Here is a 24,015-nt window from a genome sequence, read left to right on the forward strand (position 1 = left end):
CGGGCGTCCAACAGTTCCCGATCCGGCCGCTCCATGCCTTGCATGAATCCATTTTCCCAGCTCAAGCCGCTACACCGAGGAGACACGCCGATTATTCAGCGGCCTCCTAGGGGGGACTAAGCGGCTCCGATCCGTTCGGCGAGGTTCTTGCCGGCCTTGCGGATCCCGAAGGAGGACACGATCTCGAAGACGCCGATCACGACCAGCCAGATGCCCACCACGAGGGTCAGCGTGGCCAGCGACGGGAACGGCGATGCCAGCACCACGATGCCGGCGATGAGACTGATGACACCGACGAAGATCTCCCAGCCGCGGCCGGGGGTGTCCGGGTCACTGATCGCCGAGACCGCCGTTGCGACGCCACGGAAGATGAAGCCGATGCCGATCCAGATGGCAAGCAGCAGAATGGAGTTCTGGATACTGCGGAAGCACAGCACCGCCAGGATGAGCGCGGCGGCGCCGCTGATGAACAGCATCACCCGCCCGCCGGCCGACACGTGCAGGGTGAAGGCGTGGAAGACCTGCGAGATACCCGTCACCAGAAGGTAGGCGCCGAAGAAGATCGCGGCGACGAGGATCGAGATCCCCGGCCAGACGAGTACCAGGATGCCCAGGACGAGCGACAGAATCCCCGACAGCAGCACGGACTTCCACAGGTGCGGCAGCAGCGGCGGGGTAGAGGTAGTTGTCATGCTCGAAGTGTTTCACAGCGTGCTGGCGAGTTGCGGTATTTGGGCAGTTCACCGCAGGTGAATTCGAGGTTAGAGGTCCTCGGCGTCATCTCGGTTGTCGGCCACCGAGAGCCGGAACAGCAGGGTCATCAGCCCGAAGATCAGCAGGGCGGCCATCAGATCGGACCACCGGAACGGATACACGGTCCCGTCGATGGACAGCACCATGACGGTCTCGACCAGAGCGAAGAACAAAAAGAACAGCCCAATGGCCAGCGGTGCCCTCGACCGATGCAACTGGGTGCGGCGCACCTCGACCATCAGGCTCAGCAGCAGCACCGGCAGCACCTGCGCCAGGGTCGCGGCTGTCGGGCCGTCCATCAGGGTGAAGTGGATTCGATTCAGATCGGGCACGGCGGGCCACCCTAGCCGGGCGTGCCCGCAAGCCGGGCGCACCTGTGGTTCTGCTGCCAGATGGTTACACCTCCACTACTGTTCCGTTACCGGCAGTACAAAACCTGAACCAGGCCATTAGTTTCGGGCGTTACAGCCCGGATGCAGTCGAGAGAAAGAGGCAACCGTGCTCACTGGATGTCAAGACCGTCGCGGGACGCGCCACTGGTGGCGCGCCGCCGGAGTGATCGCCGTGGCAGGCGCCCTGGCGCTGTCGGGCTGCAGCAGCAAGTCCGACTCCGGCGCGGGCCCGTCGACCGAGACCACCGCGGCCAAGGCCGAGAAGGTCGACGAAATCGCGGCCACCGTCCCCGATGACATCAAGAACTCGGGCAAATTGATCGTCGGCGTGAATATCCCTTATGCGCCTAACGAATTCAAGGATCCCAGCGGAAAGATCGTCGGTTTCGACGTGGACCTGATGAACGCCATCGCCTCGACGCTCGGGCTGACCGCCGATTACCGCGAAGCCGATTTCGCCAAGATCATCCCGTCGATCCAGCAGGGCACCTTCAACGTCGGCATGTCCTCGTTCACCGACACCAAGGAGCGCCAGCAGTCGGTGGACTTCGTCGACTACTTCTCGGCCGGCATCCTGTGGGCGCAGCGGCCCGGATCGCCGATCGACCCCAACGATGCGTGCGGCAAGAAGGTGGCCGTGCAGGCGACCACAACCGAGGAGACCGACGAGCTGCCCGCCAAGAGCAAGGCGTGCACCGACGCCGGCAAACCCGCGATCGAGATCCTGAAGTTCGACGGACAGGACGCCGCCACCAACGCCGTGGTGCTCGGTCAGGCCGACGCCATGTCCGCGGACTCACCGGTGACCGCGTACGCGATCAAGCAGAGCAACGGCAAGCTGGAAGCCGCCGGCGAGATCTTCGACTCGGCTCCCTACGGCTGGCCGGTCGCCAAGGGCTCGCCGCTGGCGCAGTCACTGCAGAAGGCGCTGGAGCACCTCATCGAGACCGGTGACTACAAGACCATCGCCGGCAACTGGGGCGTCGAGGCCGGCATGATCACCAAGCCGACCATCAACGGTGGGACCAGCTAACCGATATGACCGTCGACGAGTCGGCCCCACCTGCCATCAACGCGATACCACTTCGTCATCCCTGGCGGTGGGTGGGGGCGGCCGTCATCATCATCCTGGTCGCGCTGTTCATCTACGGTGCGGCCACCAACCCGGCCTACGGCTGGTCCACCTACGGCGAGTACCTGTTCAACGACCGGATCCTGCTCGGCGTGGTCAACACGCTGCAGCTGACGGTGTACGCGATGGTGCTCGGCATCGTGCTGGGCGTGGTGCTGTCGGTCATGCGCCTGTCGCCCAACCCGGTATTCGGTTCGGTGGCATGGGTTTTCCTGTGGATCTTCCGTGGCACACCCGTGTACGTCCAGCTGGTGTTCTGGGGGCTGATCCCGACCATCTACCAGAACATCCAGCTCGGCATCCCGTTCGGCCCGTCGTTCTTTCATCTCGACCTGCAGAGCCTGTCGATTCCGTTCCTGCTGGCAGTAGTCGGACTGGGCTTGAACGAAGCAGCCTACATGGCCGAGATCATCCGGGCCGGCATCACTTCGGTGCCCGAGGGTCAGTCGGAGGCGTCGACGGCGCTGGGCATGTCCTGGGGAATGACGATGCGCCGCACGGTTCTTCCGCAGGCGATGCGGGTCATCATCCCGCCGACCGGCAATGAGGTCATCAGCATGCTGAAGACCACGTCGCTGGTGACCGCCGTGCCCTACTCGTATGACCTCTACAGCATCGCTTCCCGGGAGATCGCCGCGCGGATCTTCGAGCCGGTCCCGCTGCTGATGGTGGCCGCGACCTGGTATCTGGTGGTGACCAGCGTGCTGATGGTGGGGCAGTACTACCTGGAGAAGTACTTCTCCCGGGGCATCTCCCGGCAGCTGACCTCCAAGCAGCTCGAAGCGCTGGCGAAGGCGCAGACCAGTACGGAGACAGGACACGTATGACCGCCGAACCCATGGTGCGTGCCGAACAGGTGTGCAAGGACTTCGGGGCGCTGTCGGTGCTGAAGGGTGTCACGCTGTCGGTGGACCGCGGGCAAGTGCTGGTGCTTGTCGGCCCGTCGGGCTCGGGCAAGTCGACCTTCCTGCGGTGCATCAATCACCTCGAGAATGTCAGTGCCGGAAGGCTTTACGTCGACGGGGACCTGATCGGCTACCGCGAACGGGGTGGCAAGCTGCACGAGATGAGTCCACGGGACGCCGCCAAACAACGCCGTGACATCGGCATGGTTTTCCAGCACTTCAACCTCTTTCCGCACCGCACCGCGCTGGCCAACATCATCGAAGCGCCGGTGAACGTCAAACGGGTCAAGAAATCCGCCGCCCTCGAGCGGGCCCGTGACCTACTCAGCCAGGTCGGACTGTCCGACAAGGCTGACGCCTACCCGGCCCAACTGTCCGGCGGGCAGCAACAGCGGGTCGCCATCGCCCGCGCCCTGGCGATGGATCCCAAGCTGATGCTGTTCGATGAGCCCACCTCGGCGCTGGACCCCGAGCTCGTCGGCGAGGTGCTGGGCGTCATGAAGAAGCTCGCGAGCGAGGGCATGACGATGGTGGTGGTGACCCACGAGATGGGCTTCGCCCGCGAGGTCGCCGACCAGTTGGTGTTCATGGACGGCGGGGTGATCGTCGAAAGCGGTCAGCCCCGGGAGGTGCTGAGCAACCCGCAGCATGACCGCACCAAGGCGTTCCTGTCGAAAGTTATGTAGCGCTGGCCTGTTCGACGGGTCGATCGCCCGCGGTGGGCAGAGCCCGGCGGTCGACCAGATACCAGGTGCGCATGAGGCCCTTGCCTTTGACGTCGACGTCGCCGCGCTCTTCGAGAACGAACTGATTTCGGAGCCGCTCATAGACGTCCTGGGGCACCTGGATACGTCCCTCGGGGTCGGTGGTCTCCATCCGGGAGGCGACGTTGACCGCGTCGCCCCACACGTCGTAGAAGAACCGTCGCGCCCCGACCACGCCGGCCACCACCGGGCCGGCGGCCATGCCAATGCGCAGGGGCACCGGTTGTCCGTTCGGGTCGCGCAGGTCCCGTACCGCCTTGGCCATGTCCAGGGCCAGGGTGGCCAGGGCCTGGACATGGTCGGCCCTGGGCTGGGGGACGCCGCTGACCACCATGTAGGAGTCACCGGTGGTCTTGATCTTCTCGAGGCCGTGTTTGTCGACCAGCCGGTCGAACGTGGTGTACAGCCGGTCCAGGAACCGCACCAATTCCGCGGGCGGAATCTGACTGGCCCGCTCGGTGAAGCCGGCGATATCGGCGAACAGGATCGAGGCGTCGTCGTAGCGGTCGGCGATCACGCCGCGGCCCGGGTCCTTGAGGCGGGCGGCGATGCTGGCCGGCAGGATATTGGCCAGCAACGCCTCGGAGCGTTTGTACTCGACCTCCATGGCGGCCTCGGCGCGCGACACTTCGCGCATGGCGTACCAGACGGTCGCGAAGATCATCACGCACGCGGAAACCGTCGTGATGACGAAGCCCGCGTTGACCAGCCACCGCGGCTGGATCCCGGTGTCGCCGGGGACCAGGAACTGTGAGGCGATGGTCAGCCCGGCGCCGATCACGACCACCGTCGAGGCCATCACGATGTGTTCGACGCCGAGCACCAGCACCGCCAGCGACGCCGAGACCAGGTAGTAGAACTGGATCCCGGAGTCGGTACCGACCTGCCAGCCGACGATCGTCAGCGACAGAAACGCGAAAAACACGAAGGTCAGCGCGGCGATGATCTCGCCGAAACGGTGCAGCAGCGGGATCCCCACGAAAATGGCCGCGGTGACCAGGTTGACCGCCCCGATCGCTCGCAGTCCGTCGCCGGTGACCAGCTGCAGAACCCCCACCACGGACGTGACGACCGCGGCCAGCCACGTCGCGATGTTGAGCACCCGCTGACGCCGGTCGATGCTTTCGGCCCAGTGCTGGTTGCGCGCCGGGGCGCTGCGCTGCATGCGCTCGCAGTCCGAGCGCTGGGTCGGCCCGTCTAACTGCACCGAACCAGCGCATTTCCGCACGGTGCCCACGACGGAAGCCTATCGGTTGGCCGCCAGCACCGAGAGAAGTTCGAAGCCGACGTGAGCTGCTGCGATCCCGGTCATCTCCGCGTGATCATAGGCCGGGGCCACCTCGACGATGTCGGCGCCGACCACGTCGAGGCCCACCAGTCCGCGCAGCGTGTTGAGCAGTTCGCGCGATGTCAGTCCGCCGGCCTCGGGTGTCCCGGTGCCGGGTGCGTGGGCGGGATCGAGCACGTCGATGTCGATCGAAACATAGACCGGGCCGCCGTCGAGGCGCTTGCGCATCCGTTCGACAATGCTTGCGACACCGTCGAATTCGTAGTCATCGGAGCGGATCACCTGAAAGCCGAGCACGGAGTCCTGCTCCAGGTCGGTCTTGCTGTACAGCGGGCCGCGGATACCCATGTGCAGCGAACGCTCCATGTCGATGAGCCCCTCCTCGCTGGCCCGCCGGAACGGCGTGCCGTGTGTGTAGGGCGCCCCGAAGTAGGTATCCCAGGTATCCAGGTGGGCATCGAAGTGCAGGACGGCCACCCTCCCGTGGTCGCGTGCCAGCGAGCGGAGGATCGGCAGCGCGATGGTGTGATCTCCGCCGATCGTCAGGACGGTCGAGCCGTCCTTGCGCAGGTCGGTCATCGCGGTGTCGATCGTGGTGATCGCCTCGTCGATGTTGAACGGGTTGACCGCGATGTCGCCGCAGTCGGCGACCTGCTGGGTGCTGAACGGCTCGACGCCGAGCGCGGGGTTGAACGGTCGCAGCAGCTTGGAGGCCGCACGCACGTGCGACGGCCCGAACCGGGCTCCGGGCCGGTAGGACACGCCGCTGTCGAACGGCACCCCGACGATGCGGACGTCGGCCCCGGGCACCTCGGTGATCCGCGGAACCCGGGCGAACGTCGAGGGTTCGGTATAGCGCGGGTATTTGGTCGCGTCGACGGGTCCGACGATGTCGGAAGTCATGTTTTCCTCCCTCTGCCGAGCCCTGCCAGGTCTTCGGGGCGAGGTTAGCCTGCAACAGTGACCCGCATCGCGTGTGCCCAGATCGATCCCATGATCGGGGCGGTGGCTACCAACCTCGAGCTGTCGGCGAACGCCGTCGCCGACGCCGTCGCCCAGGGGGCCGACGTCGTGGTGCTGCCCGAACTGGCCACCTCCGGCTATATGCTCGCCGATCCCGACGAGGCGCGCTCGGCGGCGTTGCGAGCCTGCGATCCGGCGTTCGACGTGTGGCGGTCGGCTGCCGGCCCGGCGGTGGTCGTCGGCGGATTCTGCGAGCTCGGCGACGACGGCCTGCTCTACAACAGCGCGGTGGCGCTGGACCGGGACGGGGTGATCGCCACCTACCGCAAAACGCATCTGTGGGATCGGGAAAAGCTCATCTTCGCCCCGGGTGCCGAACTGCCGTCGGTGCTGCCGACTCGCCATGGGGCCATCGCGGTGATGGTCTGTTACGACCTCGAGTTCGGCGAGGTGACCAGGCGGGTGGCGGTCGACGGCGCTGAGCTGATCGCGGCGCCGGTCAACTGGCCGCTGTTCCCGCGGCCGGCGGGTGAACGGCCGGGCGAGGTGATCACGACGATGTCGACGGCCCGGCTGAACCGGGTCGTCATCGCCGTATGCGACCGCGCCGGGGTCGAGCGAGGACAGCCGTGGACCGAGGGGAGCGTGATCGTCGATCCGGATGGCTGGGTGGTCGCCGAGGTCGGTGCGGGCCCTGGTCTGGCGGTCGCCGACGTCGATCTGGCGGCCACGCATGACAAGACCCTGACCGAGTACGTCGATCTACTCGCCGACCGGCGAGTGGACCTGTACTGAAGCGCACGTACGAAGGTTTGCCTGAGTGATCGCATCGCGGCGAAGGGCAGTGACGATCGGCCACGTTGCACTAGTCTTCAGCGGCTAATGCCCATCGCGGCGGATTTTGCCGTACAATCGCTGCAAATTGCATGGTAATTACTCACAGTGATTGTTCAGCCTTTCGGGGCCGCTGGTAAACCAGCCGAGCCAGCAAACGAGGACGATCGGACCATTCGGCACGCACAGATAGGAAATGATATGAGTTCTGGTCGCTTGACTCGTCAGATTGCACTCTTTGCTGGCGGGGCCGCGATCGTTGGGATGGGGGCCCTGACCGCCTGCAGCTCGAGTGAGAAGGAAGCGCCCTCGACGACGACCACTCCGTCGTCGGCGGTCGTTCCGTCGCCCACCGAGAAGGCAGTGGCGCCGGGTGGCAACAACTCGTTCTCGCCCACGATCAACCCGGCACCGCCGGGGCCGGTCTGCAAGGAAGTTGTCGGCAACGACTGCATTCGCTGACCGCACTCGGCGCGCCCCGACTGTTCACAGTCGGGGCGCGCTGTGCGTCAGGGCTGCGCGCCGATTCCGGGCGGAGCCGAGACGTCGCACCGGTTGCGGAAATCGGTGGTGGGCTGGCGGATCGCCCTGATCTCGTCATGCACCTGCGGGTTAGCCGCGAAGTAATCCTGAACCTTCGCCCTCATCTCCTCCTTCGGCAAGCCCTTGAGGCTGGTGAAGAAAGCGTTGACGTCCGGGTGGGTGAATAGATAGCCCGACAGCGAGAAACCGACCCCGGACATGATGCCGGCCAGGTCGGCCGATGTGCAGTTCGGTGGCGGATCCGCGGAAGCGGGCCCGGCCACGCCGACAAGAAGAGCGCCTGCGGCCAGACTGACTGCCGCCGCGCGACGCACAGAACACGTGATGTTCATGACCACTCCGCTCTTCGATCCCGGTGAAAATCGCATCCACACTGTACGGGCTGCGGGGGCTTCCATGTCATCTTTGGTGAGCCGCCAACTCGATGTTCAAAGTGCTGTGTGAACTGGCAATTGTGGACACAGACGGTTCAGGCCCCGTCGTTTTCTCCTGGTAGCACTCCCAGCTGTCGCACAGGTGGTAGGGAGACAATCATGGGTCAACACACAGCAACTACCAAGAAGCTCACCTCTGTGGTGGCAGTCGGTGCAATCGCCACGGCGGGATTGGGATCGGCACCGACCGCCAACGCGACCTGTGCATCACTCTTTGGTTTCGGCAATAGCGCCGACTGCACGAGCGGCCCGCTCAGCGTCGCGGTCGCGATCGGCGCCGGCGCCCAGGCCAAGGCGTTCGGGTGGTTCTCCACCGCATTGTCGGTCGGCACGTCCAGCTACGCCACGACGGGTACCGACAGTGCCTTCACCTTCGCGACGGCGGTTGGTGATGAAGCGAGTGCGTTTGCGCAGGGGATCGTCGGAATCGCCACCCAACTAGGCCCGAACGGGATCGTCGAAACGAGCGGGTCGCCCAACTTCGGCCATCTCGGTATCAATCTTGCCCTCAACGTATCACCCGGAACAACAACGGCTTTCGGCAACTCCGTTGCCGCTGGCGGCATCGGCAATATCGCCGTCAACCTCTTCGGGGACGCGACCGGGGGGATGCTCAACAGCGTGGTCGCGGTTGGCACCCTCAATTCCGCGATCAACCTCGGTGGTGCCAACAACTCGGTCAGAGCGATATCCGGCGAACTGAACCAGGCGTTCAATGTCTTCGGCAGCGGTAACGACGTGAACGCGGGCGGGGGTCCGCTGTCCCTCGCGGGGACGATCGGGGGGACCGGGCAGACCGTGACCAAGCAGAACCCGGGTATCAACATCAACGGAATCCGCGTCCCCAATACCGCCGCCGCGATCGACCCCGGTCAAACCGTTACGGCCGCGGCGCTCCGCGCACCCAACAGCACCGCGCACTCCGCCCGCAAGAATTCGGCTGCCGGCACCGGCGAGCCCGCAGCTCCCGCGTCCACGGTCGCGGCCTCCACCGTGCACTCGGCGAGCGCGAGCGGCTCCGGCGATACCGCCAAGAAGGCGGCTTCCCATGCGGCCGCCGGCCGCGGCACCGGAAGCAGCAAGAGACAGTAAGCCCGCCGCGACCGGTCCGTGGGCTGAGCTGGTTCCTGTGGCCAAGAATCGGAAATTTGCCCATGATGGAAAAATTGTTGGACAAACTGTTGTTGAGTGCGCAATTAGTGTGATTAGATCTTTGCTAGGACCCACGAAGGCAACTGTCGATCCACATATCGCAACGCCCCAGGGGTCAAAGGCCCGCCTGGTCGCTACCTCCCCCTCATGCGACCGGGCGGGCGCTCTACTTCTGCTCGCAGGTGTGCCTCGACAGGTACGACGCCAACCCGCTGCGCTATTCGTGATTGCGCAGGCAGAGGCCAATTCAAGGCCCTGGCCTGCTCCGGTGCTGTCAAACAAAGAGAGTGCCCTCGGTGAGATTCGAACTCAAAAACCGAGACGGCTCTACCTTAGCGTTCGTACGCTGCAGGGCTCCTGCCTGCGATTTTGAAGTTATGCGGGATTAACGCTGATTACCGCTCATTAATCAGGTATGCAGCCAAAACGTAGCCAATCGGCCGCATGTTCGACCGGTCAGACGTCGGGTCGCGGGAATCGGTTCACCATGTCGGCAATGCGCCGCTGCTGAACCGCGGTGTAGATCGCCGTGGTCGACGGGTCAGCGTGCCCGAGGAATTCCTGCACCACCCGAAGGTCCTCAACCTCGATACCCGACGATCCGGCCCAATGCCGCAGCGTGTGCAGGGTTGAACGCGTGCCGCTCTTATGCAGCCAGACGTTCGCTAGCTGCGACACCTGTTGTGGCGTGACCGGGCCGACCCCCCGTTCGCGTCGGAAACAGGCCCCCGAAGGGGCGAGCGCCGGCCGGATCAGCAGCCATGCCCATGCGGGGAGCGCAGAGATTCGTTCGTACTCACCCTTGGTCCTCGTCAGCCTGATGAACACGCCACCGTCGGGCATCTCCTCGAAGCAGTCCATTTCCAGGTGGGCGATCTCTTTGGCACGTAGTCCGGCGTAGGCGGCCAGGATAAGCCACGCCTGCAGCCGTGGGCTTGGCGCATTGCGGATGGCCCGCTCTAGCGCATAGAACTCGATAGGGCGGGGCAGGCCGCGTTTCTGCTTGGGGGTGACCAGCAACGCCGCTGGATTGTCGGCCCGTATCCCCCGCTTGTGCAAGTAGCCGTAGTAGGGGCGCACCATCGCGGTGGCGAACCGCAGCCGCTCAACCGGCAGGCCGTCTTGCCAGTCCTCTAGCTCGAACTGTGTGACATCGACTGGATCGCGGCCGAGGTACTCGGCAAGGTACTGCATATACATCCGCCGCACCTTCACAGTGCGTGGTGCCCGGCCGGCGCGCATCATCCACCGGCAGTGCTCATCGAGATGGGACACGCCGGTGCCGTAGTAGGCGCCCGGAATAGTGGGTGTCATCGCTTTACGCTCGGGAGGAGGGGACTTGCGCGCGGCGCGCTCGGGATCGCGCACCCAAGCATTCCTGTGCATGCCGCACATCGCCTCAGTGCGGCCGGGCGCATCGAGGCGCGATCCCGCCAACCGGCTGCACTGACGACCGGACTGAGTCGTGCTCTCGCACCGGACCGTGTAGTTCGCCGCAAGCTCCGAAAACGCGCCTGGCACTATCGGATTCGACGCTGCATCGCGCCGATCAAACCAGTTCGCGACCTCATCGAGAGAGCCGGCAACAATGACGGTGCCCGCGCTGTCGGTCACGGTGACGCAGTCGGCGCTCTTCCTTGTGTGCAGTCCGAGCCGTTTTGCCCTGTGTCTGATGCTCCGGACTCGGTTGTCTGAGGTGCCCCGAGGTGCGGGGACGAGTGTTAGATGCGGTACGGCGCCCACAGTGACGGTGTTGGCGTCTATCGAATCAACAACGGCCTCCATGCCCCGAGAGTTAATAGCATAGGAAGCGAGATCGCAATGACCACACCATAATTCACGCGCTCCGCGCGTAGGTCACGCCATGCATACGTGGAATGATGGAAATTCGACCGGCTTGACCCGTTCGACAGTCAGGAGCCATGCGTCACGCGCGACTTGAGACCACCGCCCGCTACACGGCGGTGACCGACGATCGCCGCGTACAGGCGATCTTCTCAACAACTTGACGATCCCGGAAATTACGTACCGAACCAGCGCTACGCGCAAGCCCTGCTCGACAACCTCGCTGCCATGCATGAGGTCACTGACGACGTGTTCATCGATTGGGACGCGGCGACGCCCAACCGCAGGCGGTAGGACTCTTCGACGAAAGCAGCCCGGTGGTACTTCACGTACGGTCCGTCTGCGTGCTTGCTGACTCGTCGAATTGCCTTGTGGCACATGGGATGAATCGTGACGCCGTGGAAACGGAACTACGCAACGATACCTAACACCCCCGGTCAGCCAGGCCAACTCCCGCCGCAGCCGCCTGGGGGAGCTTTGGGCGGGAAGATGGTGTTGCCGTTGTCGATGACGCACCACAGTTTGAAGCCGCCGTAGCTGACGTCGTAGTGCCATTTCGTGCCGTCGTCGTAAGGGATTCCGTCACACCAGCCGACCATCGCGGTGGTGTAGCCAGTGCCGCCGCCCGGGCACCAGCCGGCCATCAAGTTCGGGGTGTGCGGGTCGAACGTCGCGGGCGCAGCGCCGGCAGGGGCGGCCAGCATCAGCGCTGCGCTGGTTATCACCGCGAGAGCGGAAATCATCCGTGGCGTCATGGGCAGTCCGGGTAGGTCAACATCGCTCCTGACGAGAACATCAGGGCGTCGCTCATGCTCAATCCGGCATTCATGACCAGCTGGTTGTTGACGTAGGTCGGGTCTGCTCCAGCGCGGAACATCACGCAGACCGTGCGTGCGTTATTCACGAACGCCGCCACATCGGTGATGACCCAACCTTCCGACTGCATCTTCGCGAGGAAGTAGCGGTCGAAATCAGTGAGCACCAGTGTCGGCGCAGGTGGCGCCGGTGGGCTCATGGTGTGCGCGACCTTGGTGTCGGCGGAGAACGGAATACGCGGCGGCTCTGGGCTAGGGCTTGGGAGCGCCGCGGTCGGAGCGGCCAAACCCGCAGCAGCGGCGAGCGCCGCGGCCCCTGCCAGCCCTACCCGCTTCATCCGTTCGCCCGAATCCACGGCTTGCACCGCGCCGTCGAGAACGCCTTGTCCGACGCCATGATCTCGACGACCTGCGGGCCTTCACTGCCTTCGTTGTCGATGATGTCGCTGCTGTCGAAACTCGCGAGGCGTTTCCAATAGCAGTCGTAGCCGGGCTGGTTGCTGCCGGCTGACCGGTAGATTCCGGGGGCGATGTCGACGCCGACAACATAGGTGCCGTCACTGACGATCGACGTCGCGGGCCCGGCAGATGTCTGCGACGTACTGCCTGGCGACCATCCGCCGCTGTCGCTTCCGGTGATGGGCGCGGATGCCGGCGGTGTGTAGATGCTGGTCTTGGTGACTGTGACGGTGGCGCGGCTGCCGCCTGGAGCCGGGATGCAACCAACGCACATGGCGGCGATGGTGCCGTAGATGATCATCGCCGCCCGCGCGGCCTTGACGGCGTCCCCCACCAGCGGCCTCCCCTGCCAGTTTCCTGTGAACAGAGGTTACGCCGCCGTCAGTAGACGCGCAGCAAGATCCTGCGCCTATCGCGGACAGGCAGTCGCTGATCCCTGACCGCGGCGACGCGGATGATCACAGCCGGATCACCTGCCCGTACGGGTCCACCGAAAGTGTCCTGCGGGTCTCCCGCTGCGTCGCCGCCGCGATGATCCACCCGATCACCAGCAGGCCGCAGGTGAAGATACTCAGCAGCGCCCACACAACATGATTCGGGTCATTCCCGTACACCAGCACCGCCTGAAACGGTGTCTGCGATTCGACCCGGCATCGGTAGGTGGTCACCTCGTAGGCGACGGCGGCGTTGAGGACCGCACTGCGGTCGGAATCGGACATGCGTGCGGGCGCGGCGGCGAAGTGGGGAGTCCATGTGGCGCCGTCAAAGTAGCGCTGCCCAGGCGCACCGGCCGGATCTGGATACCACCCTGGTGACGCCGACGGTTGCAACATAACCCCCCTGTCAAATACCTGTGAACAGGGAGAATACGCCCTCGTCCCCCGCTTGAGAGGGCGTTACTGGGGGACGCCAAGGGCGAGGCAGGGGCCAGCTCGCGGCTAGGTCCGGATGCCGCAATGCGGTGACCTCACGCGCACCACCGTGGGGGTGGCCCGGGCCGGCGATCAGGGGAAAACCGACCCGGGCCGCTCTCCTACACTCCCGTTGTCCAGACCAAGAGAAGGAGAAGCAACATGGCCACTCGTGGTGACCTGCGCAACGCCGTCCTCGCCCTCCAAGGGCAGATACCTGAGACGATGAAGGTCAGCCGCGGCTCGACCAATCACGTCCTGACCTGCGCCCAGTTCGCGCAAGAGGAACAGGCACAACAGCCCGTGGGAGCGGTGCGCGGCGATGATGCGCTCGTGCTGACGTTGCTGAGCAACATCGTGTATCTGGAGAGCAAGATCGAACGGGCAGCCGGCCGCCAGGGCGTCCCTGACGAGGGGAGGATCGCGATCCTCCGCGAGTTCATTCTCTAGGTCGAAGGCGTCACCGTAGAGGTGCGAGACCGGTGGTTGTCCAGCCTGCTCCTGCAGCCAGTCCATAAGGACCGCCTGCGCGCTCACAGGGCACCGCCTTCGGTGGTGTCCGACGGCCGCGCACCGGACGCGGCACGCCGAACCCACCTCCTACGCTGCAACCTTCGGGACGCGGCACGGAACGCGCCCGGCACATGACGGGTTACCAGCCCGTGCAACGCAAGGAGACTGTGATGCCCAAGCCTCAGGACCGACGTATCCCCGATGACTGGCACGTCAGCTCGATGCTCAGAAACATGGTCGCCGACTACGTCATCGGACCTGACAAGATCGACGTTCAGATCGACCGCGAGCTGGCGCTCCGGTTCCTGCACCTGACCGTTCTTGGCCACGTTGAGCTGGCGGAGAAACTTGCATGGCTGATCGAAGTGGTGCAAGAGCTTGATGAGAGGGTGGCGGCGTTGGAAGACCGTCTCGAAAGCTAGCTCAGCTTCGTCGATCTCGGCGCGGGTGAAACCCGGAGGCGGCAGCTGCGCATCCCGCGGGATCCGGAGGATGCCGTCCGGCTGCCCGGCGCTCACGACACCGTCTCAGCAGAGCCGGGTGTTCGGACGGTGCGCAGGTCGGCACGAATGTTGGCCAGCTCGAACGGATGCCGCGACCGATCCACCGACAGGCCCAGTGCCGCAGTGACGTCCTCGTGGACGGCCTCCCCGGTCCGTACCAACTTTTGAGCCACCGCGACGATCGCCGGCCAGCACTGCTCCAGCAGCCCGCCCAAGCCCGAGGACACCGCGTCCACACCGCCGGCGGCAGCCACGAGCGCGGCGTCACTCGCGGTGGCCCGCTTGTACGCCCCCGAAACGCCCCTGTGCCCGCACCCCTGGTTAAGGACAGCCAGAACCTCGTGATTAGCGGGTCGGCGGCCAGCACGCCAACGCGCCTCAGCCCACGGTCCCGCCAACGCGACCGAGGCATCGAAGGTCGTCATCAACTCCGGACCGAAGTTCGTCACCCCACGCATGCCCAACACCTTCGTGTTCACCACCGCCACCGAACGGAGCTCACCGGAGAAAAGCACTCCACCGACCGCGTGACCCGCTTCATGCAAACACAAACCCGCCCAAGCGATGTCGTCCTTGGACAACTCGGTACTCGGCTGCGGCTGGGGCGCCGGCTTGACCGAAAGGGTCGCATCTGAAACGCGACCCTTCGATACCGCTGCGGCGGGCGCCGGCGCAACAGACGCTGTCAGGGCTGGGCCCGTCAGCGTCGCAACCCCCGAGTATCTGACCCGGGTGGACTGTTCCATCGCACCTGCGATGAACGACAACCGCTCTGCGGGATCAACCTCGGCCAATGACCTCACGGACGGAACCCCCTCTTCCCCAGCCGGTGTCGGGGCGGCGGCACATAGCGCGGACCCGCCCCGACACCGACCTACCAACCGCACACCGTTGCTCAACTGATCGCCGCCGCCCCGACGAGCGCCTCATAACCCACCAGCACCGACCTCTCGGCGACGGCCGCGAACTTGTTGTGCTCCAACCTCGCCGCATCTTTCACCGCCACCGGGCCACGCCACCCGAACGGCTGCGACGTCGCCACCAGAGTGTCACCGAGCCCCGCGACGTAACCCCCACCGAAAATCCAGCTGTGCCCGCCTGGCGTCTTCAACGCCACACCCGAACGAACGATCAGCTGCGCAGCGCACGCCCGCGGCAACCACTTCGGGCTCGCATGGATGAACCCGAGCGTGTTCGTCGTGGCGAAAGCCGACTCCAGCAATCCGAGCGCGTCGACCAGATCAGCAGCAGCCGCCGGCGACGGTGCATCGGCGAGCAACCGGGCCGCGAACTGCGCCTCAACCGCCACCGGCTCAAGCAACCGCAAATTCTGCTCCGCCCGCACCCGCGCCACCACCGGATCCTCGCAGTGGAACTTCCCCTCATCAGACGCCCACACCGTCATACCGACAAACGGATCCGGAATCAACGGCCGCACACCAGTCTTCACATCATCCTCAGTCAGATCCGCCTCCGCCGCGTTCCACGCCGCCGCCCACACACCAAACGCATCCTCGCCGCCATAATTGTGCGGCCGAACCTCCACGCCACTGGGCAGCCACCGCAGCGGATCGCCCTCACCCGAATCCGACCACACCGTCGCGGCATACAACCCACCCGGCGCCGGATTCACCAGCGGTGCATCAAACCTGATCGGCACCAGCACACTCGTCATTTCAATTCCTCTCGATTAACTACGCCAGGCCCAACCGCTGCAGACGCTGCTGCGCACGCCGCTCAGACTCCGCAGCCGCCCACCTCGACGCCTCCGCGTAACCCTGGAGCGACATCTTCATCCCGGGCACCCTGCCCTCCAGGTGCCGCAGCTTCATTGTGAACTCACGCCCCAAGAGTTCGCTCACCGCCCAGGATGCATCCGACACAAGACCATCCGGCAACGCCGCACGCCCCAACTGCGCCGCCAACTCGACATCTAGCCCAGCGACATGGCCAGCCAGAACTTCCACCCACGCGCCCGACTTCACATCCTCATCGGTCACCTGCGGCGGCCCGGCATGCGCAGGATCAGACACCACGGCAGCAGCTTGGGAACGACCAGAAGCCGACGACCCGAGCTGCCGATCACCCAGGAGCGCGGCCACCGCCAACATGAGCTCGTGGACCGCGCCCGCCAGTTCCGCAACCTGGGCCCGGAACGGCAATTCGCGCGCCTGCTCGAAGGTTCCGGACTGCACCGGCGACACCACCCGCATTCCCCCGAGCCGCCCCGAGAACATCACGGTCATCTCGGCAGCCAGCGGAGCGCACATCCCACGGACCTCACCGCTCAGCGAGAAGTCCCCGACGTACTGGACCGACAAGCCTTTGCGCCGCCGCTCACGCGCAACATCTTGAGGGTGGATCGTCGGAACCAGCTGGGGCCGCGGGTGACTCGGTTTGGCCGGCTCCTGGCCGTGCTGAGGCGGGAACGGCGCTGAGATATACCACTCGGTCGGCTTCTTCGACTTCACGACCTTCACGACGCCACCACCTCACGCAACTGCGACACCAGCCGGGTGATCGAGGCAGGCGAGAGCTGACGGCCCTCGGCGGCAATGGAATTGCGAAGCCGGCAGTACGCCAGCGCATCGCGGCACTCAGCGACCCGCGGGTCATCGTCAGGGACGCCGCGGGACTTCAGGGCACCCAATCGCCCTGACACATGCGACATCTCGATGGAATCCGGTGAGAGAGTCACGGTCATAGTTGGGAAGAATAACCACAGGGTCTGACACAGTTACCCCCTAATGGGGCGACAAGGCGTTGACCTGCAACAACTCTCATGTGACCGGAGTCACTTCGGGGTCGTCACTCATCGGGACGTCTTCGTCGTCACCTGCGCCGGCCGCCAACGCTTCCTCGATCCATGACGGCGGCGGGCCTTCTGCAGCTCGATACACCGCCGACCATTCCGCCAACTCGTCCGCCGAGATGCAGCCCTTGCCGACAGCCAACACGTCGCGCATCACCTGGACGTGGATCGGCCACAACGGATCCTCAGGGCCGATGACAGTCCCGAACAGCTTCCGCACCTCTGCGACCGCAGCGGCCTGCAAATCGTCTGGGTCGAGCGCACCGCTCGTGACATCGTTGGCGATGGACATCGCCGCCTTGACTGCATCCTGCTTCGTGTTTCTGCTCATCTCCAATATCCCTTCTGGACAGGCGGTTTGATCGATTTGGTAGCCAAAGCGCAGCCAGAACCAGGTAGATCAGACTGCTGGCGGCCAGCGATATGGCTCCGACCTGCGTTCATAGCGGTCACGGCTGGGCAACCCTCGGTGAGTGTGAAGATCTAATGCTCAATTTCGACCACCTCGGCGTCGATCGCCGCCAACAGTTGAGCCTCGTAGTCGGCCAGAATCTCCGCCGCCGGCCGGAGGGTGACATTCACGTTGACCTCCTCCGGAGCGTGTAGCCCCTCGATCTTTGCGAGCAGAGAAGTTGTTGAACGGATCTCACGTGAGTATCCGAGGACGGCAACGTCGTCGGCACGACTCTCGGCGGCCGCCATGCCCTCGTGTAGCGCCTTTTTCGTCATTCTCAATCCGTCCGCAAGCGACCGGCGCTCGACGGCCGGCGACACCCATGTGCGCCTACAGAGGCGCTCGACCGCGCTTTGGGCCCCCTGGCGAGTCCGGTACCCGAGCTGGTCGGCCACCTCTTGCCAGGTGTGGCCCTTCGCTCGCAGGTCGGCCGCATCCTGGTGTCGCACACGAGTTTCCCGACGAGTGGCCATGTCAGCAGTTTGTCAGCAGAGGGTGACAGGTCAACCGGCGTCGGCGGTCAGGTTGTGGCATGACGCATATGACGCATGTTCGGTATGACGCCTTATGTGTGCGCGCGTGGGAGGAGCCAGTAAATGCGTCATATGCGTCATGGCTGGTCGGTTCTGACGGCGATTCCTGCACGCCAGCGGCCATTCTGGTCCCTGTCGGTGACTGGGTGGCTGTGGCGGTCGAGTGCGAGTCCGAACGCTTTCTGTGACATTGGTTCTGCGCCGTCGCGAATGCGCCATCGTTCCCATGCTTCGTGGAGTTGCCCGGTCGTGGCTTTGAGTACTGGGCTGCTGATTGTGCATTCGTCTTCGATGAAGCGGGCGATGGCGTCGCTGTTGCGGTGGTAGGTGTCGGTGGCGTTGCGGACGGTGGCGGGTTCGTCGAGTCCGCGGTCGAGGTATTCGCGGTAGCCGGTGATGGCCCAGGTGAGGATGCCGTCGGCTTCGAGTTGTAGGCGGGTGTCGAGTTCGTGGTCTTGTTCGTGTTCGGGGATGACGATGTCGAAGGGGATGACGCGGAGTCGTCGCCAGATGGCGGCGTCGTCGCCGGAGACTTTGGGGAGGTGGTTGGTGATCAGTAGCGGTGTGTGCGAGGGGGTGAATTCGACGAAGTCTTGGCGCATGCGGCGGGCGCGGATGGTGTCACCACCCGTCAGGCGTTTCATGGTGGCTTCGGCGAGGCGGCGGTCTTTGTCGGATTCGCTGACGACGGTCCAGCGGACGCCGCGGAGGTCCATTTCTCCGGTGGGGTGTGCGCCGTCTCGGTGCATGAAGAGGTCGGGTTCTGCGGTGGCGGCGTAGTCGCCGAGTGTGTGCCGGATTGCTTTGTCGAAGACGGATTTTCCGTTGGCGCCGGTGCCGGTGAGGATTGGGAGGACGTGTTCGCGGACTTCGCCGAGTAGGCCGATGCCGACGAGGCGTTGGAGGAAGCCGCGTACGTCGTCGTCGGGTAGTACGCGGGTCAGGAATGCCTGCCACAGCTGCGATTGGGCGTCGGGGTGGTATGCGCCGCGGCAGATCTTGGTGATGCGCTGTGCGGGGTCGTGGGGCCGTAGTTCGTGGGTGTGTAGGTCCAGGGTGCCGTTGGCGACGTTGAGTAGGTGCGCGTCGGCGTCGAGGTCGGTGACGGCGGCCGCGAACGGTTCGAGCGCGGAAGCAATGTCGAGAACGCCGCTGATGCCGGCCGCTGATTCGCACTTGCGGGCATCGGCGCGGAGTTCTTTGTCGTCGAGGCTTTCGGCGAGTGCCCGCCGTAGTTCGGCCAGCACTGCGCGTTTGGCCACGCCGCGGTCGTCAGGGCTCCAGCGGGTGCCGTCCCAGTGGTGCCAGCCGAGCCGGGTGACGTGTAGCAGCTGACCGCTGTAGCGGGCGGCGATCCGGTAGGCCATGCGGGCCTGGCCGCGGTGCACGCGTATCGGTGTCGTCGTCTGGTCGGCGGGTGAACCGTTGTGGGAGTGGTGGTTCCCGCTTGTGACGGTCGTGTCGCTGGGTGTGGGGTCGGTGGCGGCGTTCACTTGTGCGTCCTCGATGGCTGGTGTACGTGACGGTGGATCCGAGGCATGGGCATGGCGGGAAACGGGGGCGGGCGGGTGCACCGGCTACGGGGCGCGGCTGCCGACGTTGGTGTCGTCACTGTTATTGCTCGGGTACGGCTTCAACATCGCGTCGAGGTCGGACTCCCGGATGCGCACGGGCGCCCGGTCAGAATCGCCAAGCTTGATCGCGGACAGTTTGCCGCTGCTGATCCAGTCGCGGACTGTCCACGGGGAGACGTCGAGGCGGTGGGCGACCTTATTGACGGTTAGGTACTGCTCGGCTGCAGTGGCGGAGGCGTCACTCATGGGTGTTGGCATCCTTTCGGAGTCGTTGGGTGGGTGTGGGGCACAGTACGAGTCGGTGGTGCAGGCATTGGGTCGACGGCTCGGGCGGTGCTAGTGGTGGCGCCGTCACAGGGGTGTTCGCGTCCGCAGCACGCAGGGAACGCGGCGCAATCGGCCGCGCGGTGTGATGCACCATTGGCCGGGCCCGGCATCACACATGGGGCAGTCGCGGCGGAGTGCGTCGTACTGCTCATATGCGGCGCGGACCGGGACGCGGGCGTTCACCACGGCTCGCGGGTGTCGGAGTCGGCGACGTCATCGCAGCTCGGTTCGTTCGCTGGGATGCCGCGATGCTCGGCGATACGACCTCGCCACGATTTGGCGCGTGCCTCAGCGAGCATCACCCGCGTGTCCCAGTTCGATGCCTGTTGCTCGATCGCGTCCAGCAGCTGCGGCACCACGATGGTGGCGATGGTGTCCAGCGCGGCGAATGCCACCAGGAACAGATTCCCTGTGTCGCCGCCAAGCAATGCGAAGTAGCGGTTCCGGACTTCTTCGATCCGCTCGCCGGTGGAGTCGTCGGAGCAGTCGAGCATGTCGAACGCCATGCGGGCGCCGAACATCTCCTTGGCGATCAGGTTCGGCAGGTGCATCACCGTGCCGGTTGGTTGGCCGTCGCCGCGGTAGCAGCGAAGCGTGGACAGTTCCTCGGTCCACGGCTCGATCAGCAGGGACTGTTCGCGTGCCTCGTCGGCTTCGGCGCGGGCCTTCTCGAGTTTGGCGGGCTGATCCTCGCGGGATTTCTCGATCGCGGCGATCCGTTCGCGGAATCCGTTGGCGATGGCCAGGCCTTCGGCGATGATGCGGTCACTGTCGGTGGTGGTGGCGTGGTCAGTCACGGTGTGGTCCTTTCGGCGGGGTTGTGGGTAGCCGGCGCATCCATGGCCGTGTCGAGCGAAAAGCACTGCGCGAGTGGAGGTCTCGGGCGATCTTGGGCCAGTCGTCGGCGGATGAGACGGCGCGGCTGGCTTCGGCGCGCGCCTCCTGCGCTGTCTCCATCCGCAGGACATGGTGCTCCCCGGCGGCGGCCAAGGCGATCAGCTTGCGAGGATCACGGTCGGGCATCGCACACCAGAGCGGGGTGCCGGCCACCGGAAGATCGTTGTACTGAGCGACCAGCTCGGTGATGAACTCGTGCACCGACCACCACGACGCCTGTTGTGAGTCGATGGCGGTCATTCGGCCACCACCTCAGTGATAGCTGCGTGCAGCGATCCGGCCGCCTTCAACAACCACTCGTCGTGGGGGCGAACCGTGTCGCCGATCTGCTTCCGGTTGGCGTCGAACCGGTCGTCGTCGAGCAACTTGTTGATCCGGTTCGTGATCCGGCGCATGTCCTGAGTAATCGAGCGTGCATCATCGACGAGCGGCCCGCGTCGAGGCTTCTGCGGCCGGGGAGATGATCTGTTGAAGGTGCTGCCGTCCAGACCGGTGGTCATCTGCTGATTGCGGCACTTGGTCGCGACCGTCTCGCGGGACATGTCACCCTCGGCGCGGGCCTCGACGAGTACCGCCTCGAACGCCTCGTCGTCCAACTCGGCCATCGCCATGGCGGCCGCGGCCTCGCCGGCGTCGGTGAAGTACCCAGCCACCTCAGCGTCAGGTGTCCCAATTTGGGACAGGTCAGTAGTGACTGTGTTTTTGGAAACCCCCAGCGTCGCGGCGATGGCACGCTGCGACATGCCCTCATCGGAGAGCCAGCCGACGAGCTCTCGGCGCTTGTCCCGGTCGATCTTGATCTCGATCTTGCAGGCATCCGCGACGTACGCCGTCCATGACGCATACCCAAGCGCAAGATGTATCTGACCGGCCTTGGCCTGTTCGACCAAGTCGTAGAGCGGGCTATCATCGGGGTTATCAGCGTGGTGGCTGTGGTGGGTGGCCGTCCTGACGGGGGCGGCCTCTTCCAATTCCGGCGGCGGCCCGTTCTTTTGGTCAGCCATCTTCAGCACGGCACCACTGTGTTGGCGTCGAGGTACTCCGCCAAATCGCTTGCCCTGTAACGGATTCTGCGACCATCGCGGATGTATTTCGGGCCGCGGCCGAGGTGGCGCTCTTGGGATAACACCGCGGTTGTCGTGCCGCGAAGGTCGGCGACCTGCTGCGGGGTCAGCAACTCAGGAAGAGTGACTGTCTTTATGGTCATGTAACGAAGGTTGCACCATAGTGAACGCAAGCGCTATGGTGTCAAATTATGGCGAGTACCCGATCCGATAACCCACCCCGGAGGTCAGGTGGTGTGGTGAAGGTGACGACCGTGGAAACGGGAAGAGATCGACCGTTCTATATCGAGTGTCACGACCACGCACACAGTTACGAGGTGGCGTGGCGCGACACACCGCAGGGGCCGGTCATCACAGACCTACGGGTCACGTCGTTCGACGGAACCCCAATAACGGTGTCGAGCCTCCGCAAGATCGTGCCTGATCGGCTGGCGCGGGCCGCGGCAGCCAAGAACGAAGAACTGAAGATCCTTGAGTGGTCTCGGGACAGGATCCGAAAGGCGCTAGAGGACGAGTTCGGCGACGAATTGCAAGCTCGCGGTGTCGATCTCAGCCACATGGAAGCAATGGCCAGGAGCGAGCCGGGCGCGGGCGGGCCGCGGCTGATTCGTCGCAAGCGGCCCAGAGGACAGCCGAAGCTGACTAACCAGGAGCTACAGCAGATCGCTGACTGGGCCCGTGCGGCAGCGGCCGAGTCCTTCGATGATGGCCTCGCTGTCCACGGGAAGATCGCAGCTCGGGCGGCGGCGGCTGAATGGCGCAGCTACTCGAAAAAGCACCTGCCGAGCTCCGAGACGGTCAAGGGCTGGATTCGCAGGTGCAAGGACGCCGGACTCCTGGCTCCCGACTACACGCGCAAACCCCGCAACACATCAAGTGAGGACGGCTGATCATGGCGAGTGTCAAGAAGTACACGACTGCCAAAGGTGATCGTTGGCAGGTGCAGTTCCGAACTCCCGACCAGAGGGTGACCCGCCGGCGTGGCTTCAAGACAAAGAGAGAAGCTGAAAATTTCGCTGCCACAACGCATGTCAGCAAACTTCGTGGTGAATACATCGACCCGGCTGACGCGAAGATCACAGTGGGGGAGCTCGGGCCCGATTGGCTGGAGCGTCGCACCCACCTCAAGCCGTCCAGCCGCCGCGTCGAAGAGGTCGCGTGGCGAATCCACGTCGAGCCGGTGTGGGGCAAGGCGAGGTTGGCCGACATTCGGCACAGCGCCGTCCAGTCGTGGGTGGCCGACATGGGCCGCGAGATCACTAACGCCGAGGGCAAGGTCACCAGACGGGCCGGTGGACCCGTGACGGTGGTGCGGGCCTACAACGTACTGGCGGGCATCATCGACGATGCCGTGCGCGATCGCCGGATGCTGACCAACCCAGCACGTGGGGTGAAGCTTCCGCGCAAGATCCGGCGCGAGCACAACTACCTGGCCGATGATCAGGTGTGGGATCTGGCGCGCCAGGCTGGTCCCGACAAGGGCGCCATCGTCCTAGTGCTCGCGTACTGCGGGTTGCGGTGGGGCGAGCTGGCCGGGTTGCACGTCGCCGACGTGGACCTCCTGCGTCGGCGCCTTCATATTCGCCGCAACGCGGTCAACGTCGGGGGAGTAGTAGAGGTGGGCACACCCAAGACCCACGAACGCCGCACCGTGCCGCTGCCGCGGTTCCTGGTCGAGCCGCTGTCCTCGGCATGCCGCGGCAAGGGACGCGACGACATCGTGTTCCCAGCCGCCGGCGGCAGCTACGCGAAGTCGCCCGGCGCCCACACGTGGTTCGACGGCGCGGTAACCCGCTGCACCGCGGCCGCCGACGTCGCCCGGACGGCGGAGCGGAAGGCCAACCCGGATCGCGAGCCCTTGACGCCGGTGTTCGCTCGCGTCACGCCGCACGACCTCCGCCACACCGCAGCGTCGCTGGCGGTGTCGGCTGGCGCGAACGTCAAAGCGGTTCAGAAGATGCTGGGCCACAAGTCGGCGGCGATGACGCTCGATACCTACGCGGACCTATTCGACCGTGACGCCGAGGCCGTTGCCGACGCTCACGACCAGCGACTTTCCGGCCTCACCTTCACAACAGATGCAGCCAAAATGCAGCCAAACAGGGTGGGAGACGCCGGAAATCGGCTATCGATAAGTTCCTGACCTGC

33 protein-coding genes and 1 pseudogene are annotated in these 24,015 nt (G+C 65.0%); 9 read left to right on the forward strand and 25 right to left on the reverse strand.

Annotation, left to right across the window (positions count from 1 at the left end):
* Window positions 1–116 precede the first annotated feature (116 nt).
* Window positions 117–692: an HdeD family acid-resistance protein gene (locus tag ORI27_RS27455; protein ID WP_266000331.1), complete on the reverse strand. Its 576-nt coding sequence runs from the start codon at window positions 690–692 to the stop codon at window positions 117–119.
* A 69-nt stretch (window positions 693–761) separates the two neighbouring features.
* A complete protein-coding gene (locus tag ORI27_RS27460) occupies window positions 762–1,085 on the reverse strand; it encodes a hypothetical protein (protein ID WP_266000330.1) in 324 nt (107 codons plus the stop codon).
* A 166-nt stretch (window positions 1,086–1,251) separates the two neighbouring features.
* On the opposite strand from ORI27_RS27460, the gene ORI27_RS27465 reads away from it, so the two are divergent.
* From ORI27_RS27465 to ORI27_RS27475, 3 genes are read left to right on the forward strand one after another with little or no spacing between them, the layout of a single operon-like run.
* Window positions 1,252–2,178, forward strand: coding sequence for an ABC transporter substrate-binding protein (locus ORI27_RS27465; protein WP_266000329.1), 927 nt, complete (start codon window positions 1,252–1,254; stop codon window positions 2,176–2,178).
* A gap of 5 nt (window positions 2,179–2,183) precedes the next feature.
* On the forward strand, window positions 2,184–3,104 hold the full coding sequence (locus tag ORI27_RS27470) for an amino acid ABC transporter permease (protein ID WP_266000328.1): 921 nt from the start codon (window positions 2,184–2,186) through the stop codon (window positions 3,102–3,104).
* Window positions 3,105–3,115: 11 nt separating this feature from the next.
* The gene (locus ORI27_RS27475) at window positions 3,116–3,868 is read left to right on the forward strand and encodes an amino acid ABC transporter ATP-binding protein (RefSeq protein WP_266000336.1); all 753 of its coding nucleotides are present in this window, start codon (window positions 3,116–3,118) and stop codon (window positions 3,866–3,868) included.
* Here the strand turns inward: ORI27_RS27475 and ORI27_RS27480 are convergent.
* Together ORI27_RS27480 and speB are read right to left on the reverse strand one after the other, a co-directional pair.
* Entirely contained in the window at window positions 3,861–5,111 is a 1,251-nt protein-coding gene (locus ORI27_RS27480; RefSeq protein WP_266000335.1) for an adenylate/guanylate cyclase domain-containing protein, read from the reverse strand. The genes ORI27_RS27475 and ORI27_RS27480 overlap by 8 nt on opposite strands.
* 81 nt (window positions 5,112–5,192) lie before the next feature.
* Window positions 5,193–6,137 (reverse strand): agmatinase, encoded by a 945-nt coding sequence (speB, locus tag ORI27_RS27485; protein ID WP_266000327.1) that lies wholly within the window; start codon window positions 6,135–6,137, stop codon window positions 5,193–5,195.
* A gap of 57 nt (window positions 6,138–6,194) precedes the next feature.
* Here speB and ORI27_RS27490 point away from each other — a divergent pair, with 57 nt between their 5' ends.
* Entirely contained in the window at window positions 6,195–6,992 is a 798-nt protein-coding gene (locus tag ORI27_RS27490; protein ID WP_266000326.1) for a nitrilase-related carbon-nitrogen hydrolase, read from the forward strand.
* Window positions 6,993–7,255: 263 nt separating this feature from the next.
* Here the strand turns inward: ORI27_RS27490 and ORI27_RS33065 are convergent, their stop codons facing one another.
* Window positions 7,256–7,477 (reverse strand): hypothetical protein, encoded by a 222-nt coding sequence (locus ORI27_RS33065; protein WP_323055684.1) that lies wholly within the window; start codon window positions 7,475–7,477, stop codon window positions 7,256–7,258.
* A gap of 63 nt (window positions 7,478–7,540) precedes the next feature.
* Window positions 7,541–7,906 (reverse strand): heme-binding protein, encoded by a 366-nt coding sequence (locus tag ORI27_RS27500; protein WP_266000324.1) that lies wholly within the window; start codon window positions 7,904–7,906, stop codon window positions 7,541–7,543.
* A 201-nt stretch (window positions 7,907–8,107) separates the two neighbouring features.
* Here ORI27_RS27500 and ORI27_RS27505 point away from each other — a divergent pair, with 201 nt between their 5' ends.
* Window positions 8,108–9,100 (forward strand): hypothetical protein, encoded by a 993-nt coding sequence (locus ORI27_RS27505; RefSeq protein WP_266000323.1) that lies wholly within the window; start codon window positions 8,108–8,110, stop codon window positions 9,098–9,100.
* A 516-nt stretch (window positions 9,101–9,616) separates the two neighbouring features.
* On the opposite strand, the gene ORI27_RS27510 is transcribed toward ORI27_RS27505, so the two are convergent.
* The 6 genes and pseudogenes from ORI27_RS27510 to ORI27_RS27535 all read right to left on the reverse strand — a co-directional run.
* Window positions 9,617–10,774 carry a tyrosine-type recombinase/integrase gene (locus ORI27_RS27510; protein WP_266000322.1) on the reverse strand — a complete coding sequence of 386 codons (1,158 nt, stop codon included), beginning with the start codon at window positions 10,772–10,774 and terminating at the stop codon, window positions 9,617–9,619.
* Window positions 10,775–11,442: 668 nt separating this feature from the next.
* Window positions 11,443–11,760 carry a hypothetical protein gene (locus tag ORI27_RS27515; protein ID WP_266000321.1) on the reverse strand — a complete coding sequence of 106 codons (318 nt, stop codon included), beginning with the start codon at window positions 11,758–11,760 and terminating at the stop codon, window positions 11,443–11,445.
* A complete protein-coding gene (locus ORI27_RS27520) occupies window positions 11,757–12,176 on the reverse strand; it encodes a DUF732 domain-containing protein (protein WP_266000320.1) in 420 nt (139 codons plus the stop codon). Before ORI27_RS27520 ends, ORI27_RS27515 begins: the two co-directional genes overlap by 4 nt.
* Window positions 12,155–12,613, reverse strand: a complete 459-nt coding sequence (locus ORI27_RS27525; protein ID WP_266000319.1) for a hypothetical protein — start codon at window positions 12,611–12,613, stop codon at window positions 12,155–12,157. Before ORI27_RS27525 ends, ORI27_RS27520 begins: the two co-directional genes overlap by 22 nt.
* A 124-nt stretch (window positions 12,614–12,737) precedes the next feature.
* Window positions 12,738–12,998 carry a hypothetical protein gene (locus ORI27_RS27530; RefSeq protein ID WP_266000337.1) on the reverse strand — a complete coding sequence of 87 codons (261 nt, stop codon included), beginning with the start codon at window positions 12,996–12,998 and terminating at the stop codon, window positions 12,738–12,740.
* Window positions 12,999–13,040: 42 nt separating this feature from the next.
* Window positions 13,041–13,112, reverse strand: a pseudogene (locus ORI27_RS27535) (DUF2510 domain-containing protein); the annotation flags it as partial.
* 240 nt (window positions 13,113–13,352) lie between these two features.
* Between ORI27_RS27535 and ORI27_RS27540 the strand changes: the two are divergent.
* Both ORI27_RS27540 and ORI27_RS27545 read left to right on the forward strand, forming a co-directional pair.
* The gene (locus ORI27_RS27540; protein WP_266000318.1) at window positions 13,353–13,640 is read left to right on the forward strand and encodes a hypothetical protein; all 288 of its coding nucleotides are present in this window, start codon (window positions 13,353–13,355) and stop codon (window positions 13,638–13,640) included.
* 233 nt (window positions 13,641–13,873) lie between these two features.
* Window positions 13,874–14,125, forward strand: a complete 252-nt coding sequence (locus ORI27_RS27545) for a hypothetical protein (protein ID WP_266000317.1) — start codon at window positions 13,874–13,876, stop codon at window positions 14,123–14,125.
* A 92-nt stretch (window positions 14,126–14,217) separates the two neighbouring features.
* Here the strand turns inward: ORI27_RS27545 and ORI27_RS27550 are convergent, their stop codons facing one another.
* The 13 genes from ORI27_RS27550 to ORI27_RS27605 all read right to left on the reverse strand — a co-directional run bounded on the left by ORI27_RS27550 (window position 14,218) and on the right by ORI27_RS27605 (window position 22,010).
* A complete protein-coding gene (locus tag ORI27_RS27550) occupies window positions 14,218–14,664 on the reverse strand; it encodes a hypothetical protein (RefSeq protein ID WP_266000316.1) in 447 nt (148 codons plus the stop codon).
* A gap of 437 nt (window positions 14,665–15,101) precedes the next feature.
* A complete protein-coding gene (locus ORI27_RS27555) occupies window positions 15,102–15,881 on the reverse strand; it encodes a hypothetical protein (RefSeq protein WP_266000315.1) in 780 nt (259 codons plus the stop codon).
* A 19-nt stretch (window positions 15,882–15,900) separates the two neighbouring features.
* The gene (locus ORI27_RS27560; protein ID WP_266000314.1) at window positions 15,901–16,686 is read right to left on the reverse strand and encodes a hypothetical protein; all 786 of its coding nucleotides are present in this window, start codon (window positions 16,684–16,686) and stop codon (window positions 15,901–15,903) included.
* Window positions 16,683–16,910, reverse strand: coding sequence for a hypothetical protein (locus ORI27_RS27565; protein ID WP_266000313.1), 228 nt, complete (start codon window positions 16,908–16,910; stop codon window positions 16,683–16,685). The genes ORI27_RS27560 and ORI27_RS27565 overlap by 4 nt, the downstream gene beginning before the upstream one ends.
* 76 nt (window positions 16,911–16,986) lie before the next feature.
* Complete coding sequence (locus tag ORI27_RS27570) at window positions 16,987–17,349, reverse strand: flagellar hook-length control protein (RefSeq protein ID WP_266000312.1); 363 nt, start codon at window positions 17,347–17,349, stop codon at window positions 16,987–16,989.
* A 152-nt stretch (window positions 17,350–17,501) separates the two neighbouring features.
* The gene (locus ORI27_RS27575) at window positions 17,502–17,792 is read right to left on the reverse strand and encodes a hypothetical protein (protein WP_266000311.1); all 291 of its coding nucleotides are present in this window, start codon (window positions 17,790–17,792) and stop codon (window positions 17,502–17,504) included.
* Between the two features lie 290 nt (window positions 17,793–18,082).
* Window positions 18,083–19,372: a DNA primase family protein gene (locus tag ORI27_RS27580; protein ID WP_266000334.1), complete on the reverse strand. Its 1,290-nt coding sequence runs from the start codon at window positions 19,370–19,372 to the stop codon at window positions 18,083–18,085.
* Between the two features lie 210 nt (window positions 19,373–19,582).
* Entirely contained in the window at window positions 19,583–19,825 is a 243-nt protein-coding gene (locus ORI27_RS27585; protein ID WP_266000310.1) for a helix-turn-helix domain-containing protein, read from the reverse strand.
* Between the two features lie 105 nt (window positions 19,826–19,930).
* Window positions 19,931–20,092, reverse strand: a complete 162-nt coding sequence (locus ORI27_RS33300) for a zinc finger domain-containing protein (protein WP_458367953.1) — start codon at window positions 20,090–20,092, stop codon at window positions 19,931–19,933.
* Window positions 20,086–20,703, reverse strand: coding sequence for a hypothetical protein (locus ORI27_RS27590; protein ID WP_266000309.1), 618 nt, complete (start codon window positions 20,701–20,703; stop codon window positions 20,086–20,088). Before ORI27_RS27590 ends, ORI27_RS33300 begins: the two co-directional genes overlap by 7 nt.
* Complete coding sequence (locus ORI27_RS27595; RefSeq protein WP_266000308.1) at window positions 20,696–21,043, reverse strand: DUF2742 domain-containing protein; 348 nt, start codon at window positions 21,041–21,043, stop codon at window positions 20,696–20,698. The genes ORI27_RS27590 and ORI27_RS27595 overlap by 8 nt, the downstream gene beginning before the upstream one ends.
* Window positions 21,040–21,807 carry a helix-turn-helix domain-containing protein gene (locus tag ORI27_RS27600; RefSeq protein WP_266000307.1) on the reverse strand — a complete coding sequence of 256 codons (768 nt, stop codon included), beginning with the start codon at window positions 21,805–21,807 and terminating at the stop codon, window positions 21,040–21,042. The genes ORI27_RS27595 and ORI27_RS27600 overlap by 4 nt, the downstream gene beginning before the upstream one ends.
* A 2-nt stretch (window positions 21,808–21,809) precedes the next feature.
* Window positions 21,810–22,010, reverse strand: a complete 201-nt coding sequence (locus ORI27_RS27605) for a helix-turn-helix domain-containing protein (protein ID WP_266000306.1) — start codon at window positions 22,008–22,010, stop codon at window positions 21,810–21,812.
* 174 nt (window positions 22,011–22,184) lie between these two features.
* Between ORI27_RS27605 and ORI27_RS27610 the strand changes: the two genes are divergently transcribed.
* Window positions 22,185–22,757 (forward strand): hypothetical protein, encoded by a 573-nt coding sequence (locus tag ORI27_RS27610; RefSeq protein WP_266074028.1) that lies wholly within the window; start codon window positions 22,185–22,187, stop codon window positions 22,755–22,757.
* Between the two features lie 2 nt (window positions 22,758–22,759).
* Window positions 22,760–24,010: a tyrosine-type recombinase/integrase gene (locus tag ORI27_RS27615; protein WP_266000304.1), complete on the forward strand. Its 1,251-nt coding sequence runs from the start codon at window positions 22,760–22,762 to the stop codon at window positions 24,008–24,010.
* The last annotated feature ends 5 nt before the right edge of the window (window positions 24,011–24,015 follow it).

This window comes from Mycobacterium pinniadriaticum (assembly GCF_026242045.1).
GTDB classification, from domain to species: Bacteria; Actinomycetota; Actinomycetes; order Mycobacteriales; family Mycobacteriaceae; genus Mycobacterium; species Mycobacterium pinniadriaticum.

Excerpts from the sequence above, each read along its gene's own strand:
- ORI27_RS27600 (WP_266000307.1), bottom strand. The coding sequence starts at position 21,807 with ATGGCTGACCAAAAGAACGGGCCGCCGCCGGAATTGGAAGAGGCCGCC.
- ORI27_RS27540 (WP_266000318.1), top strand. The coding sequence starts at position 13,353 with ATGGCCACTCGTGGTGACCTGCGCAACGCCGTCCTCGCCCTCCAAGGG.
- ORI27_RS27455 (WP_266000331.1), bottom strand. The coding sequence starts at position 692 with ATGACAACTACCTCTACCCCGCCGCTGCTGCCGCACCTGTGGAAGTCC.
- ORI27_RS27605 (WP_266000306.1), bottom strand. The coding sequence starts at position 22,010 with ATGACCATAAAGACAGTCACTCTTCCTGAGTTGCTGACCCCGCAGCAG.
- ORI27_RS27550 (WP_266000316.1), bottom strand. The coding sequence starts at position 14,664 with ATGCGTGGGGTGACGAACTTCGGTCCGGAGTTGATGACGACCTTCGAT.
- ORI27_RS27555 (WP_266000315.1), bottom strand. The coding sequence starts at position 15,881 with ATGACGAGTGTGCTGGTGCCGATCAGGTTTGATGCACCGCTGGTGAAT.
- ORI27_RS27505 (WP_266000323.1), top strand. The coding sequence starts at position 8,108 with ATGGGTCAACACACAGCAACTACCAAGAAGCTCACCTCTGTGGTGGCA.
- ORI27_RS27615 (WP_266000304.1), top strand. The coding sequence starts at position 22,760 with ATGGCGAGTGTCAAGAAGTACACGACTGCCAAAGGTGATCGTTGGCAG.
- ORI27_RS27545 (WP_266000317.1), top strand. The coding sequence starts at position 13,874 with ATGCCCAAGCCTCAGGACCGACGTATCCCCGATGACTGGCACGTCAGC.
- ORI27_RS27585 (WP_266000310.1), bottom strand. The coding sequence starts at position 19,825 with ATGAGTGACGCCTCCGCCACTGCAGCCGAGCAGTACCTAACCGTCAAT.
- ORI27_RS27480 (WP_266000335.1), bottom strand. The coding sequence starts at position 5,111 with ATGCAGCGCAGCGCCCCGGCGCGCAACCAGCACTGGGCCGAAAGCATC.
- ORI27_RS27595 (WP_266000308.1), bottom strand. The coding sequence starts at position 21,043 with ATGACCGCCATCGACTCACAACAGGCGTCGTGGTGGTCGGTGCACGAG.
- ORI27_RS27475 (WP_266000336.1), top strand. The coding sequence starts at position 3,116 with ATGGTGCGTGCCGAACAGGTGTGCAAGGACTTCGGGGCGCTGTCGGTG.
- ORI27_RS27565 (WP_266000313.1), bottom strand. The coding sequence starts at position 16,910 with ATGACCGTGACTCTCTCACCGGATTCCATCGAGATGTCGCATGTGTCA.
- ORI27_RS27515 (WP_266000321.1), bottom strand. The coding sequence starts at position 11,760 with ATGACGCCACGGATGATTTCCGCTCTCGCGGTGATAACCAGCGCAGCG.
- ORI27_RS27470 (WP_266000328.1), top strand. The coding sequence starts at position 2,184 with ATGACCGTCGACGAGTCGGCCCCACCTGCCATCAACGCGATACCACTT.
- ORI27_RS27580 (WP_266000334.1), bottom strand. The coding sequence starts at position 19,372 with ATGGCCTACCGGATCGCCGCCCGCTACAGCGGTCAGCTGCTACACGTC.
- ORI27_RS27500 (WP_266000324.1), bottom strand. The coding sequence starts at position 7,906 with ATGAACATCACGTGTTCTGTGCGTCGCGCGGCGGCAGTCAGTCTGGCC.
- speB (WP_266000327.1), bottom strand. The coding sequence starts at position 6,137 with ATGACTTCCGACATCGTCGGACCCGTCGACGCGACCAAATACCCGCGC.
- ORI27_RS27570 (WP_266000312.1), bottom strand. The coding sequence starts at position 17,349 with ATGAGCAGAAACACGAAGCAGGATGCAGTCAAGGCGGCGATGTCCATC.
- ORI27_RS27530 (WP_266000337.1), bottom strand. The coding sequence starts at position 12,998 with ATGTCCGATTCCGACCGCAGTGCGGTCCTCAACGCCGCCGTCGCCTAC.